We start from the raw sequence: 14,431 nt of genomic DNA on the forward strand, positions 1-14,431 counted from the left end.
ACATAGGGGGTCGGCGCACCGAAGACCGTGATGTCGCATCCGGTCGGGCTTTAATAACGCTCGGTTATGGCATGGAACGCCAGAAACGCCGTTCCTGACGCATCGTCGACGCTGGCTTGAAGCGTCCGAGCTGCAGACGAATGGCGCCCTGCTCGACGCTGTCATGGATCGCCATGCCGCGCTTTATATAGCGAGCCATGACGGTGGGATGCGGGTGGCCGAAGGAATTGCCGTTGCCGCGCGAGATCAGCACCGCTTTGGGCTGCAACGCGGCGAGCAGCGCCATTGACGACGAACTGCGGCTGCCGTGGTGCGGCGCCTGCAACCAGTCAGTGGGCACGGCCAGCGGACTGTCGAGCAGGGCTCGTTCGGCAGCGCTGTCAATATCACCCGTCAGCAGCAAGCGCTCGCCATTGGCTTCGATCTGCAGGACGCAGGATTTTTGATTGCTGTCCGAGGCGGAAGGCCATTGCCAGAGCTGAAACCTCACATCGTCCCAAGTCCATTGCCGGCCACTCTCGCAGGCCTCGGCGTGCAGTTCGACGGGTAGCGCCTCGGGATCGCCGCTGAGCACTCGCGTCACCGGCAAACCATGGGCAACCGCTCGCGCACCGCCGGCGTGATCGGCGTCGGCGTGGCTGAGCAACATCAGGTCGAGTCCGCCCACGCCCAGTTTGCGCAAGGTGGGCAGCACCACTCGTTCGCCGAGGTCGAAGTCGCCGAAGCGCGGGCCGGCGTCATACAACAGCGTGTGATGGCGGGTTCGCACCAGGATCGCCAACCCCTGGCCAACATCCAGTTGCCAGACTTCGGCGATCCCCTCTGGCAACAGTGGCCGAGGAGGAAAAACCAGCAACAGCAACAGCGGCCAACCCAATGGGCGCAGCGGTACGCCGCGCGGCATCAACAGCAGAAACGCGCCGAGGGTGCCCAGCGCCCATGTACACAATGGAATCGCCACAGGCACCCACGCGGGCAATTGACCGGCCATTAACCCAAGGCCCTTGAACAGCCAGTCGATCAGCCCACCCGCCAACCAAAGCAACCCCTCGCCCACATATGGCAGCGGCAACAACAGGGTTCCCAGCAAGGCCGGCGGCAATACCAGCAAACTGATCCAGGGCACCGCCAGCAGATTGGCGACCGGCCCGCTGAGACTGATCGGCAATCCGAGCACCAGCAGCAACGGGCCCAGGCCGATTGCTATCAGCCATTGAGCGCGGGTCCAGGTTTGCCACCATCGCCAAGGGCCGAGGCGCCCGCCGAAGGTGAAGATCAACACCGCCACCGCCGCGAAGGACAACCAGAAACCCGGTTGCAGACTCGCCAGCGGATCCAGCAACAGCACCGCGTTGAGCGCCAGCAACAACGGCCACCAGGCACCGAGGTGGCGAAATCGCAGGCGCCACAACAGCACCAGCCCGATCATCACGCAGGCTCGCCGCACCGGCACTTCGAATCCTGCCAGCAGTCCGTAACCAAGGGCTGCGGCGAATGCCAATCCGCACGCCCATGGCAGCCAGGGCAAGCGATTCGGCCACATACCGTAGCGCGCCAGCCCGGCGATCAGCAGATACACCACGCCTGCCAGCAGACCGACGTGCTGCCCGGAAATCACCAACAGGTGCACGGTGCCGGTGTCTTGCAACACCTGCCAGTCCTCGCGACTGAGTCCGGCGCCATCCCCCAGCACCAGCGCCGTCAGTGCACCGGTTCGCCCCTGAGCGTCCACGGCTTGCAAGCGTTGCCGGATGCCGTCGCGCCAGGCCCACCGGGCTTCAGCAAGACGCTGGCCATCCTTGACGGTTCCGGTTGCACCGATGCGTTGCGCCAGCAGCCAGGCGTCGTAATCGAAGGCATGGGGATTGAGCAGCCCGGCAGGACGCTTCAGTTTCACTGCCAGCCGCCAGCGTTCGCCACTGTTGACCGGTGGTCCGTCATACCAGGCCAGACGCATCAGTGACGGCACCTTTGCCTGTCGCGACCGGGCGTCCGTCAGTTCGAAACGCACAACCCCGTCATTATTCTGCGGCAATCCCGTCACCCGGCCTTCGACCCAGCGCGTTTCACCATCGAGATTCGCCGACAAACGATCGTCCAGCGCCCACTGTGCATTCGCGCCCGCCCAACTGAAGCCGAACAGAAAGAACGCCAATGGATACGTGCGGAACGGCAGTGCCATCAATCCCATTACGGGCAACACCAGCCATAACCAGACCGGCGGTAATACCGGCAAAAAACGCAGGGCCAGCAGGCCCAACGCCAGCGCCATCATCCCTGTGCGCATACGCCCGTCCTTGAGAGTCCCCTCCTAGGCATAGCCGGCTCACGGCACGTGCATCGTTATTAATTGTCACAAAGTCTGAATGGGCAGCTCATAGAATCCAGACATACTTGCCGCCTTAACCGACCGAGAAGCCCTATGCCCCGGCGCTTATTCAAACGTTACATGCCAGACCCGACCAGCATCAGGGAACACAAATCCTTACGCTTTCTCGGCACTCTGCTGCATGACCCGAACCTCTGGCACCTCAACCGTCACTCGGTTGCGCGGGCCATGGCTGTTGGTTTGTTTGCGGCGTTCCTGCCGATTCCGTTGCAGATGCTGGTGGCGGCTATCCTCGCCATCGTCGTTCGCGGCAACATGCCGATTGCTGTCAGTCTGGTGTGGCTGACCAACCCGATTACCATGCCTGCGGTGTTTTTTTGTACCTATCAGACTGGGGCGTGGCTGATGGATGTGCCGGCTCGTCATCTGCCGGATGAGCTGACCTGGGAGTGGATCAGCGGCGAGCTCTCTACGCTGTGGCAGCCGTTTTTGCTGGGTTCGGTTGTGGTGGGGCTGGTGTTGGGCGCCCTCGCCTATTGTTTGGTGATGATGTATTGGCGGTGGTGGGTGAGTCGGCAGTGGGCTCGGCGGAAGAAAAAGCGGATGTTGTGAATGTTAAAAGGCCTCCGCGTTGGGAGGCCTTTTTTTTGGTGGACTGGATTGGATTGGGGGACATATCCGTTTCTTCGGTAACGGCGGCTATTGGTTCCACCCTTACGGCGGGTTACTTGGAAAAGCGCCAAGTAACCAAGCGCCAGCGCCCCTGACGTACGGTGCCTCGCTATGGCTCGCCATTCCCTCGCTCCGGTCCTGCTCCGTGGGCCCGCCGCCATCGGCCATCCATGGCCGGGGGCGGCTAACCCGGCATCCATGCCGGGTTGCCCACTGCGCAGAACCTGCGCTCGGCCTTCCGACGGGGCAGATCAAGATCAAAAGCCAGATCAACAGCCAAAGCCAAAGCGAGGCGGCCTGATAGCCGACCTGAAGTTCGTCAGGATCATCGGCGGTAAACACCAATGTAATGCCCCCCAAAATCCCCTGTGGGAGCTGGCTTGCCAGCGATGGACATCCAGGCACCGCGTTCATTCAGGCAGCACGCGTCATCGTTAACGACCATCGCTGGCAAGCCAGCTCCCACAGGGGAATGCGAAACGCTTCAAACGACAGACCGGCCCGAAGGCCGCCTCGCGGTGCTGTGGCGGTAGTCGCCCCCTCACGCCCTGAGCCTGTCCGTCAACCTGTGACTACCTCCATCGGCGCCTCTACCAACGTTGATCTGCGCCGCGTTAAAGCCTGCAAGTAAGCCATCTCGTCATAGACAGTGCTGGTTTTCCAGCACTGATAGACGATTCTGATCCACTTAAAAGCAAGTGCTCTCAGCGCCGCTTGGTATGAGCATCCTTTTGCCCGCTGCTGCCGATAGTAAGCCTCGGCCCACGTTGATTGAGTGATGCTGTGAGCGGCCCATTCGACAAAAGTCTGGCGCAAGAACGTTGAGCATTGGTAGCGCCAATGCACCACTTTTTTCTTCCCACTGCGCTGTGTAACCGGTGCGATCCCGGCATATCGCTGCATCGCATTGGCGTCGCTAAATCGATCACGTTGTTCACCAAAAGCCACCATCAGGCGCGGCGCAAGATGCTGGCCGGCGCCAGGGAGCGCCTTAAAGATCGGGTAATCGGCCAAGGTGTTGGCCGTTTCTTCGATCTCGCGATCAAAATCCTTGATGGTGGAAATGAGCCCTTTGAGTTGCGACGCCAAGGCTGTCGCGTACAGCTGCGAAGGACGTATCACCCCGGATCCTGCGTCAAAGGCATCGCTTTGGTGATGATTTCCCAGCGCGTTTGATTGAGTTGAGCATGACGAGCGTTGTGCTCATTAAAGAACTTGAGAAAAGTACTCTGGCGAGAACGCTTGATGTGCTCAAGCGTGGGCCAGCGCATTAGAAAGTCACAGAACACCACGGTGTCATGATTGCCAAACAGCTCCAGGGCCAATGGATAATACTGTTTGAGCGTGCAGATCAAGCGGTTGCTGACCTTCACTCGCTCATCAACCAGTGCACGTCGATGTTCTGTCAGGCTGGCCAAAATACGCATGGCTGGACTTTGCGGCATCAACTGGGGAAATCGTAGGGGATGAGTGAGCAACAGCTCAAGCGCCCATTGAGCATCGCTCGGATCATCCTTGGCACCGCTGCCGACAAAGGTTTTACGGTGTCTGGCCAAGGTGCTCGGATTAATCGGAAACAGGCAGAAGAACTCGTATTTTTGCAGGGCTGCCACCAACGGACCCTTGTTGAGTTCAAGAGCAATCGCAATCGGAGCGCCGTAGCGCTCAAACATCGATTTTGCCCAACGATCAATCGATTGGGGCGTGTGATCGATGACAGAGAAGTGCCGCTGGGTTTCCCCACCGACCTGCAAACACACGTCGTGCTTGGTATCTGCCCAATCTATTCCGATATAAGCAGTAAATTTCTGAGACAGGAGCGTTTCCATCAACAACCTCCACAGGCGCTAAAGTACATGCAGGGACATGCATGCTTACGTCCAGCGAAAGCGATATAGAGAGCCGTGTCGGGCTTTCCCTGAGGATTCGTTAGAGGGCGCAAGCACACCTGTGGGCTCGAAGGTGAGGAGGTAATCATCGCGTGCTTGAGAGGCATATTCGTAGCCCACAGGTGCATGTTCCTTCCTTGATTAAAACTGACTTCCAGACACCGAAGGATGGAAGAGGAAAGGAACGGACAACCTATATCGAGAGGCTTCGTTCCGGTTCTGCGCAGTGGGCACCGCGGCAAGGATGCCGCGGTAGCCGCCCCCGGCCATGGATGGCCGATGGCGGCGGGCCCACGGAGCAGGACCGGAAGGAGGGCATGCCGAGCCTTAGCGAGGCACCGAACGAAAGGGGCAAAAGCGCTTGGTTACTTGGCGCTTCTCCAAGTGACCCGCTGTAAGAGCGGAACCATAAGCCGTCGTTACCGCAGCAACGGATATGTACACAAATCCAAAACCGCACAAAGGCTTAAGTACGCATCCCCCGCCCACTCACCAACAACCGCGCACACCCGACATACAACACAACCGTCGCCACCAGCATGAACGTAATCGCCACACTTATCCGGATATCCGAAACCCCAAGAATCCCGTACCGGAACGCATTGACCATATGCAACACCGGGTTCGCCAACGACACAGTCTGCCAAAACGGCGGCAACAACGAGATCGAGTAAAACACCCCGCCCAGGTAAGTCAGCGGCGTCAGCACAAACGTCGGAATGATCGAGATGTCATCAAAGTTGCGCGCAAACACCGCATTGATGAAGCCCAGCAGCGAGAAGATCGTCGCCGTCAGCACCACCACGAGAATGGTCACGCCCAGGTGATGCACCTGCAACTGAGTGAAGAACAGCGACAACAGCGTCACGATGAGCCCGACCATCAACCCGCGCAGCACGCCGCCCAGGGTGTAGCCGATCAGAATCGTGTGCGGTGACACCGGCGACACCATCAACTCTTCGATGGAACGCTGGAACTTGCTGCCGAAGAAACTCGACACCACGTTGCCATAAGAGTTGGTGATCACCGACATCATGATCAGCCCCGGCACGATGTATTCCATGTAGGTGAAACCACCCATGTCACCGATTTGCCGGCCGATCAGATTACCGAAAATCACAAAGTACAGAACCATCGTGATCGCCGGCGGCAGCAGCGTCTGCGGCCAGATCCGGGTGAAGCGTTTGACCTCACGGTAAACGATGGTATTGAGGGCGACGAGGTTGGGTTGCAGCTCCGAACTCATACCGCCACCTTTGACAGATTTTTCTCCACCAGGGACACGAACAACTCCTCAAGGCGATTGGTTTTGTTACGCAGGCTCAGCACTTCGATGTTCTGCTGCGCCAGTTGAGTGAACAGCGCGGTGATGCCCATGGACTTGTCGACCTGGACCTCCAGGGTATGACCGTCGAGCAACCGGGTCGGGTAACCCAGCAACTGCGGCGCAACGCTCAGCGTGTTTTTCGTGTCGAGCAGGAAGGTTTCCACATGCAGCTGGCCGAGCAGCTGTTTCATGCTGGTGTTCTCGACGATGGTGCCGTGATCGATGATGCCGATATTGCGGCACAACTGCTCGGCCTCTTCCAGATAGTGCGTGGTGAGGATGATGGTGATGCCTTTCTGGTTCAGCTCTGTCAGGAACGTCCACATCGAACGACGCAGTTCGATATCCACCCCCGCCGTCGGTTCGTCGAGGATCAGCAGGCGCGGTTCGTGAACCAGCGCGCGGGCGATCATCAGTCGACGCTTCATGCCGCCGGACAACGAACGCGAAGGCACATCGCGCTTGTCCCACAGACCGAGCTGGGTCAGGTACTGCTCGGCGCGTTCCTTGGCGATTTTCGGCGGGATGCCGTAGTAACCCGCCTGGGTCACGACGATGTCGAAGGTTTTTTCGAACTGGTTGAAGTTGAATTCCTGGGGCACCACGCCGATGGAGCGCTTGAGCTGCGCAGGATTCTTGTCCAGGTCGTTGCCGAAGATGTTCACCGTGCCACTGGTCTTGTTCACCAGGGTCGAGAGAATGCCGATGGTCGTTGATTTGCCGGCACCGTTCGGGCCGAGCAAAGCGAAAAAGTCACCTTCGGCGACGTCCAGATCGATACCACTCAGGGCCTGGAAACCGTTGCCGTAGGTTTTGGTTAGCTGCCGGATGGACAGAGCGGAACTCATATCGGATTTATGCACCAAGAAGGGAAGAAAGGGATCAATAAGGGCGGGCGGCGAACACTGCAACCGCGGCGCATGAGCGCAATGGTGCTTGTCGCCGCCACACAAGTACAGTCAAGTGTGTCGATAGTGAGTATTAAGTCAACGCAGTCATGACGGCTTTTTTATACGCCGGACGCTGCTTCAGTCGCGCATACCAGGCTTCCAGATGAGGCTGCGGCGCACGCTCGATCGGCATCTCGAACCAGGCATAAATGAAACTGCCGAGGGGAATGTCGCCCATGCCGATTTCATCGCCGGACAGGTACTGTTTGGCCGCCAGTGCCTGATCGGCCATCGACAGCAGATCGTTGCATTCCTTGATCGCGGCGTGAATGGCCGGCCAGTCCTGCTTGTCTTCCGGTGTGCGCAAGACACCCCAGAACACAGTGCGGAATGGGCCGGCAAAACTTGAAGTCGTCCAGTCCATCCATTTGTCAGCAGCGGCGCGCAACTTCAGATCCGCCGAATACCAATGGGTATCGCTGGCGTGAAGGGCCATCAGGTAACGCACGATGGCGTTGGATTCCCACAGCACGAAGCCGTCGTCTTCAATGACCGGTACGCGGCCGTTGGGGTTCATCGCGCGGTACTCCGGCGTGTCGACGACACCAAAGGCGCCGCCCGCATCGATGGCTTCATAGGCCAGGCCCAGTTCCTCGGCGGCCCACAAAGGTTTTCTGACATTCGACGAATTTTTCCGACCCCAGATCTTCAGCATGACCGCCTCTTTATGGATGAATGCGCAGGCAGCATACGCCGGATCAGGCGCGACTCAAATCGCTCTGCATGTCACCCAGCAGCGGCGGCAGCTGTTCGCTGAACAGATGCGGGTAGCACTTTTCCAGGTGCTCGAAAAAGAACGTTTCCGGCACGTCGGTGAACTGGCCATGATCGATCAGGTATTCCATCAATTGCTCGCCGTCGCGATTGAACGGATGGAAAACACTGTCGTTGATCCCGTCGAACTCCAGCGGCGCAACGTTGAACAGTTCGCAGAGTTTCTGGTTGAACGCTGGCGTGGCTTTGACCCAGCGATCGTTCAGGTACAGCTCTGTATAACCATGCATGGCGAACACGTCACTCTTGAGCAATTCCAGCAGACGCGGGGTCGACAAATGATTGCGTACATCCGCCAGACCGATCCGCGCGGGAATCCCGCAATGCCGGGCCGCGCCGGCCAGCAGCGTGGCTTTGGGCACGCAATAACTTTCTCCGGCCGCCAGCGCATAACTGCCACGCAAGGTGTCTGGATCGCGGCTGAACGTATAAGGGTTGTAACGCACGGCCTCGCGCACCGCGTAATAGAGATTGATGGCCTGCTCGAGCGGGTCGCGACGGCTGCCACGATGTTTTTCGGCGAACTCCACCACCGACGGGTGGTCACTATCGATGAAGCGGCCGGGACGCAGATACTCGTGCATGAGAACAATCTCCTGAGGAAGCCACGAGTCTAACGACAGGTTCAGCACAGAGATAACGACGTTTCGGCCAAACATGGACGCTTAGCCGCCCGCCCAACGAACGATCTGGCCCGGTACCAACCGGTCCTGCAAAGCTCATCGAAGTTTCCCACGATTTCAATCACATCGCTCTGACCACCCTGTTTTGCGGATGCCGTCTAAGCTCTGAAGGTTGTTTTTGCCCTTGTTTCACGGAGGATTAAATATGCTGCTGTTGTGGATACTGGTTCTGGTTGTCGGGATTGCGTATTTAGCCCACCGCCGTATCGCCCCGCTGCCCGCCCTGTGCATCGTTGCCGTTTACGTGGTGGCAATGGGCGCCTTCAGCCGCGCGCCAGGCTGGTTGCTGCTGGTGCTGTGGGTGTTGATCGCGGCGGTTGCGGCGCCTTTGTTGCTGCCCGACCTGCGCCGTAAATACTTCAGCGCGCCGCTGTTCAACTGGTTCCAGAAAACCCTGCCGCCGATGTCGGAAACCGAGCGCGATGCCATCGACGCCGGCACGGTGTGGTGGGACGGTGAACTGTTCAGCGGCCGGCCGGACTGGGACAAACTGCTGTCCTACCCAAAAGCTCAATTGACCGAAGAGGAACAGGCCTTCATTGATGGCCCGACCGATGAGCTGTGCGCGATGGTCACTGACTGGCAGATCGGGCAAGACATGGACCTGCCTGCCGAAGCCTGGGCCCACATCAAGGAAAACGGCTTCTTTGCCCTGATCATTCCCAAGGAATATGGCGGCAAGGGTTTTTCTGCCTACGCCCACTCCCAAGTGGCCATGAAACTGGCGACCCGCAGCGGTGACCTCGCGTCCACCGTGATGGTCCCCAACTCCCTCGGCCCGGCCGAGCTGTTGCTGCATTACGGCACCGACGAACAACGCAACCATTACCTGCCACGTCTGGCACGCGGCGATGACATTCCGTGCTTCGCATTGACCGGGCCACTGGCCGGCTCCGATGCCGGTTCGATGCCCGACACCGGGGTGATCTGCAAAGGCGAATGGGAAGGCAAGGAAACCCTCGGTCTGCGCCTGAACTGGGAAAAGCGTTACATCACGCTCGGGCCGGTGGCCACCCTCCTCGGCCTGGCGTTCAAGGCGTATGACCCGGATCACCTGTTGGGCGATGAAGAAGACCTGGGCATCAGCCTGGCGCTGATCCCGACCGACACCGCCGGTGTTGAAATCGGCCGTCGTCACCTGCCATTGGGCGCTGCCTTCATGAACGGCCCGAACTCCGGCAAGGACGTGTTCATTCCACTGGACTTCCTCATCGGCGGCCAGGACATGCTCGGCAAAGGCTGGATGATGCTGATGAACTGCCTGTCGGTCGGGCGCTCGATTTCATTGCCTGCGGTCGGTACCGGCGCGGCCAAGTTCACCAGCCTGGTGACCGGTCAGTACGCGCAGATTCGTGAGCAGTTCAACGTGCGGCTGTCGGCGTTTGAAGGTATTCAGGAAGCCATGGCGCGCATCGGCGGCAACGCCTGGATGATGGACGCGGCGCGGATGCTCACCGCCAACGCGGTGGACCTTGGCGAGAAACCGTCGGTGCTGTCGGCGATTCTCAAGTATCACCTCACCGAGCGCGGCCGCGAGTGCATCAGCCACGCCATGGATGTTCATGGCGGCAAGGCAATCATCATGGGGCCGAACAATTACCTCGGTCGCAGCTGGAATGGCGCGCCGATCTTCATCACCGTGGAAGGTGCGAACATCCTCTCGCGCAACCTGATGATCTTCGGCCAGGGCGCGATTCGCTGCCATCCCTTCGTCCTGAAGGAAATGGCCCTCGCCGGTCGTGAAGACAAGGATCAGGCCCTCACCGAGTTCGATGGCCTGCTGCTCAAACACATCGGTTTTGCCGTGGGCAATGCTGCCAGCACGTTGGTGCTGAACCTTGGTTTCGGTCACTTCGAACATGCTCCGGGAGACAAGCTCAGCCAAGGCTACTTCCGTGCGCTCAACCGGCAGGCTGCTGCGTTCGCCATGCTCGCTGACTTGAGCATGATGCTGCTCGGCGGTGAGCTCAAACGTCGCGAACGCCTGTCGGCGCGTCTGGGGGATGTGCTCAGCAACTTGTACCTCGCTTCCGCCGCGCTCAAGCGTTACCACGACCTTGATTCACCCGGGCACATGGCGCCGCTGTTTACCTGGGCCATGGAAGAAAGCCTGGGTCAGTCGGAACGTGCGCTGGATGAGTTGCTGACCAACTTCCCGAACAAGGTGCTGGGTTGCCTGCTGCGGGTGATCGTGTTCCCGTTCGGTCGTCGGCACAAAGGGCCATCGGACAAGCTCGGTGCCGAAGTGGCCGCAGTGATTGGCCGGGCCAAAGGCGATCCGACCCTCGAGGAATTGCTCGGTGGGTGCTTCCGTCCGCAATCGGCGGATGACGCCGTCGGTGCCCTGCAACACGCCTGCGACTTGCTGGACGCGGCACAGGCCGTGCAGAAAAAACTGCATGTGGCGCTCAAAAGCGGTCAGGTCAAACCGGTTGCCGGGGAAAATGCCATCGATGCCGCGCTGGAGGCTGGCGTATTGCAGCCGGTAGAAGCGCAAAAACTGCGGGAGGCGGAAGTGGCGCGGCGCAAGGTGATCGATGTCGATGATTTCGACAAAGAGGAGCTGACGCTGGCGGCAGGAAAAGTCCGCTGATCCAGCCAGTCATGTAAAAAGGAGCGCGGGAGCTTTATACTCCCGCGCCCGTTTTGCTCTTGAGGACTTATCTCGTGTCCAACGTCGTTGCCGATCATCTCGTCTTGCTTGACCACTTGCGCAGCATCCTGGTCGCCGTGGGTGAGGCCGAACAGGTTCCCGAAGAAAGCCATGCCTTGTTCCTGGAGCGCTTCGATGAGCTGCGTGCTTTGCTGCCGGTCGACCCGATCGAAAGCCAATACCTGGGCCAGGACATTCTGTGCCAGGTGATCACCCGTTACCCGCAAATCGCCCACCTGGTCCCGCGCGACCTGCTGTGGTACTTCGCCGGTGATTGCCTGCATTACATGCCCGATGATGAAATCGACTTGTACCAGGCGCTGGAAGAACGTCGTTTCGAAGCGGAACAGAACGATGAGCCGTTCGACTGGAATCAGGAAAAACAGCTGCTGGCGATGTCGAACGATGACAGCAAGCACTGATAGCTGATCAGAAATGCAAAAAGGCCCGCATGGTTATTCATGCGGGCCTTTTTTATGGCATTGCCAAGTGATGTGGTGTCTGGTCAGGCGCCATCGCGGGCAAGCCTCGCTCCTACAAGTGTAAGAGCGAGGCTTGCCCGCGAAGGCGTCCGTCAGAGCAACCCATCACTTTCAGGTAGCTCATACTCCGCCGCAACCTTACCCAACGCACCAGGCTTGCCCGGTTTGCTCAACGTCGGCTCCTTCTCCAGACACTCCACCAGATAATCGATCAACACCCGCAGCTTCGGCGGCATGTAACGGGTCGGCGAGTGCAGCAGCCACGCACCGCCGTGGTACGACGCCAGAAACGTCCAGTCCGGCAGCACCTGCACAATCAAACCCTGCTCCAGCGCATAACGCGCCGTGAAGTACGGCAAACTGCCAATCCCGATGTGCTGCAACACCGCGCCCAATCGCACGCCGGTGTGATTGGCGGCATAACGCCCGCGCACTCCGACGGTGACAGCCTTGGTGCCTTTCTTGAATTTCCATCGCGCATCACTCGGCGTTTCACCCAGGTAAATGCAGCTGTGGTTGAGCAAGTCGTGGGGATGAGTCGGTGTGCCGTGCTCGGCCAGGTACTGCGGTGTTGCGCAGAGCAAATGGTCGATGGTCAGCAATTGCCGTCCCACCAGCCCAGCCGGTGGACGGTCGGTAATACGAATCGCCAGATCAACGTTGTCATCGATCAAATCCACCTGGCGGTCTTCGAGCAACAGTTCCACATCCACTTTGGGATAGCGCCGCAGAAATTCCGGCATATGCGGATGAATCACGAATCGCCCTACGGCTTTGGGCACACTGACTCGCACCAGCCCTTCCGCTTCATGGGTGAACTGGCCACTGATTTCCATCACTGATTTGGCCGCGCTCACCATCTCCTGGCAGCGCTTGAATACTTCCTCGCCACCGTCGCTCAGCCGCAGCTTGCGCGTTGTGCGTTGCAGCAGGCGCGTGGCGAGCGCCTTCTCCAGACGCGAAATGCTGCGACTGATCGCCGACGGTGAAGAGCCCAACTGACGCGCCGCTTCGGAGAAGCTTCCGGTCTCGACAACCTTGACGAAAATCGCCATTTCACCCAGCAACGGCAGTGGAAGATTTGTGCTCACGGTGCAACAGTCCTTTGATGTTTGAACGGATTATCACGCAATTCCACGCTTCATATAATAAAAAACAGAAACTTTAATGAGGGCATGGAATATGACGCTACGCCTCTTTTTCCATAGTGATGACCTCAAGGCCAACGTGGAAGTACTGGAATGCACGCCTCACGAGAACGAGTTCGCCGTGGAGTTGCGCGCAACACTGTTTCACCCTCAGGGCGGTGGACAGCCGTTTGACACCGGCTGGATAGGCGAAAGCGAGGTCTTGCGCGTGGTCCAGGATCCGGACCGGATCATCCATTTCGTCGACCGCCCGGTAAACCCCGGCATGACCCAGATTCGCGTCGATGAACCACGTCGTCAGTTCAATACACGGATGCATTCCGCCGGCCATTTGATCGGCCATTTCGTACAGGCCATGGGCTGGATGCCGATCAAGGCTCATCACTGGCCGGGCGAAGGACGTGTGCAGTTCAAACCGACGGATTCAGCACAGGAAGTTGATGCCCGGACCGTCGAGTTCGGCATTGAACAATGGATCGCCCATGACCTGCCGCGTCTGACCTCGCTGCGCGAAGGCGCCCGGGAAATCGGTTTCGGTGAACTGCCCGCCTACGGCTGTGGCGGCACCCATGTACGTAGCCTGAAGGATTTGGGTACGGTCACGATCGCTTCTGTTTCGCAGAAGAAAGGAACGCTGTCAGTCCACTACAGCGTGGATTGAGCAAGTGGGCGATGCCGATTCCGGCCTCGCCTGGCGCCGGGGAACCTGCATTCGCGGGTTCCGTTGACTATCCGATAGATGGACCTGAACCATGATGCTTGACGTCGAGCGTCTCGATGAGACGTGCATAAAAAAACTGGCCAACGAAGAAGTCCTCGCCATCCGGGTCAAAGGCTTCCTGCCCCCGCCGCTGGCGATTCAGATCGGCGACAAAATTCTCGCGCCCGGCTTTGAAGGCTATATCAACGCGCCGAGCATCGGTCGAATCGGCATGGCATTTTATGAAGCGGAAAACCAGCCACTGCTGATCGAGGATTATTTCGAGCGCGCCACGCGCAACATCGCGGAATTACGCAATCGTTGCGCGCCCTATTCGTCCCCGGTCGACACCTTGCGTTGCATGCTCGATGAGTCCTGGCCCGCGGGTGCCCATCTGGAAAACCTCTACGGTCGCAAGATGTATGTCGGACTGTCCCGTGTGGTGAAACCGGGCGTGTGTTTTCTGGCCCACCACGACATTTTCGCCAAGGACGCCCCGGACAGTTTTCAGGCCAAAAGCCTCGACGCGCAGTTCGCCTGCAATGTTTACCTGAACATGCCCACCGAGGGCGGCGCACTGCAGATGTGGGACCACGACATTTCCCCGGACCAGTTCGACGAAATGCGCGGCGACAGTTACGGCATCGATCCAGCGCTGCTCGGTACCCCGTCCCTGGAGGTCTGTCCCGAGCCGGGTGATTTCATCATGTTCAATTCGCGCTGCATGCACTCGGTGACACCGGGTGTGGCCGATCCGCGCTTGAGCCTTTCATTCTTTGTCGGCTATCGCGGCAATGCTTCACCCCTTACGTTCTGGAGTTGAG

General features: G+C 59.1%; 11 protein-coding genes and 1 pseudogene. 5 read left to right on the forward strand and 7 right to left on the reverse strand.

Going from position 1 to position 14,431, the window contains the following annotated elements; all coding sequences use genetic code 11:
• Nucleotides 1-64: 64 nt before the first annotated feature.
• On the reverse strand, nucleotides 65-2,287 hold the full coding sequence (locus tag KJF94_RS18960; RefSeq protein WP_214377860.1) for a DNA internalization-related competence protein ComEC/Rec2: 2,223 nt from the start codon (nucleotides 2,285-2,287) through the stop codon (nucleotides 65-67).
• A gap of 135 nt (nucleotides 2,288-2,422) precedes the next feature.
• On the opposite strand from KJF94_RS18960, the gene KJF94_RS18965 reads away from it, so the two are divergent.
• Nucleotides 2,423-2,941, forward strand: a complete 519-nt coding sequence (locus KJF94_RS18965; protein WP_214377862.1) for a DUF2062 domain-containing protein — start codon at nucleotides 2,423-2,425, stop codon at nucleotides 2,939-2,941.
• Nucleotides 2,942-3,562: 621 nt separating this feature from the next.
• On the opposite strand, the pseudogene KJF94_RS18970 reads toward KJF94_RS18965, so the two are convergent.
• The 5 genes and pseudogenes from KJF94_RS18970 to KJF94_RS18990 all read right to left on the reverse strand — a co-directional run bounded on the left by KJF94_RS18970 (nucleotide 3,563) and on the right by KJF94_RS18990 (nucleotide 8,525).
• Nucleotides 3,563-4,830: pseudogene (locus KJF94_RS18970) on the reverse strand (IS110 family RNA-guided transposase).
• Between the two features lie 526 nt (nucleotides 4,831-5,356).
• The gene (locus tag KJF94_RS18975) at nucleotides 5,357-6,136 is read right to left on the reverse strand and encodes an ABC transporter permease (RefSeq protein WP_214377864.1); all 780 of its coding nucleotides are present in this window, start codon (nucleotides 6,134-6,136) and stop codon (nucleotides 5,357-5,359) included.
• A complete protein-coding gene (locus KJF94_RS18980) occupies nucleotides 6,133-7,065 on the reverse strand; it encodes an ABC transporter ATP-binding protein (protein ID WP_214377866.1) in 933 nt (310 codons plus the stop codon). The genes KJF94_RS18975 and KJF94_RS18980 overlap by 4 nt, the downstream gene beginning before the upstream one ends.
• A 133-nt stretch (nucleotides 7,066-7,198) precedes the next feature.
• A complete protein-coding gene (locus KJF94_RS18985) occupies nucleotides 7,199-7,822 on the reverse strand; it encodes a glutathione S-transferase family protein (RefSeq protein ID WP_214377867.1) in 624 nt (207 codons plus the stop codon).
• Between the two features lie 43 nt (nucleotides 7,823-7,865).
• Complete coding sequence (locus tag KJF94_RS18990; RefSeq protein WP_214377869.1) at nucleotides 7,866-8,525, reverse strand: transglutaminase-like domain-containing protein; 660 nt, start codon at nucleotides 8,523-8,525, stop codon at nucleotides 7,866-7,868.
• Between the two features lie 244 nt (nucleotides 8,526-8,769).
• On the opposite strand from KJF94_RS18990, the gene KJF94_RS18995 reads away from it, so the two are divergent.
• Together KJF94_RS18995 and KJF94_RS19000 are read left to right on the forward strand one after the other, a co-directional pair.
• Nucleotides 8,770-11,217, forward strand: a complete 2,448-nt coding sequence (locus KJF94_RS18995; RefSeq protein WP_214377871.1) for an acyl-CoA dehydrogenase — start codon at nucleotides 8,770-8,772, stop codon at nucleotides 11,215-11,217.
• Between the two features lie 74 nt (nucleotides 11,218-11,291).
• Nucleotides 11,292-11,699, forward strand: a complete 408-nt coding sequence (locus KJF94_RS19000; RefSeq protein ID WP_027924016.1) for a PA2817 family protein — start codon at nucleotides 11,292-11,294, stop codon at nucleotides 11,697-11,699.
• 152 nt (nucleotides 11,700-11,851) lie between these two features.
• On the opposite strand, the gene KJF94_RS19005 is transcribed toward KJF94_RS19000, so the two are convergent.
• Nucleotides 11,852-12,850, reverse strand: coding sequence for a LysR family transcriptional regulator (locus KJF94_RS19005; RefSeq protein ID WP_214377873.1), 999 nt, complete (start codon nucleotides 12,848-12,850; stop codon nucleotides 11,852-11,854).
• A 91-nt stretch (nucleotides 12,851-12,941) separates the two neighbouring features.
• Between KJF94_RS19005 and KJF94_RS19010 the strand changes: the two genes are divergently transcribed.
• Both KJF94_RS19010 and KJF94_RS19015 read left to right on the forward strand, forming a co-directional pair.
• Entirely contained in the window at nucleotides 12,942-13,568 is a 627-nt protein-coding gene (locus KJF94_RS19010; protein ID WP_214377875.1) for an alanyl-tRNA editing protein, read from the forward strand.
• A gap of 91 nt (nucleotides 13,569-13,659) precedes the next feature.
• The gene (locus KJF94_RS19015; RefSeq protein ID WP_214377877.1) at nucleotides 13,660-14,430 is read left to right on the forward strand and encodes a 2OG-Fe(II) oxygenase; all 771 of its coding nucleotides are present in this window, start codon (nucleotides 13,660-13,662) and stop codon (nucleotides 14,428-14,430) included.
• Nucleotide 14,431: the final 1 nt, after the last annotated feature.

Source organism: Pseudomonas hormoni (assembly GCF_018502625.1).
GTDB classification, from domain to species: Bacteria; Pseudomonadota; Gammaproteobacteria; order Pseudomonadales; family Pseudomonadaceae; genus Aquipseudomonas; species Aquipseudomonas hormoni.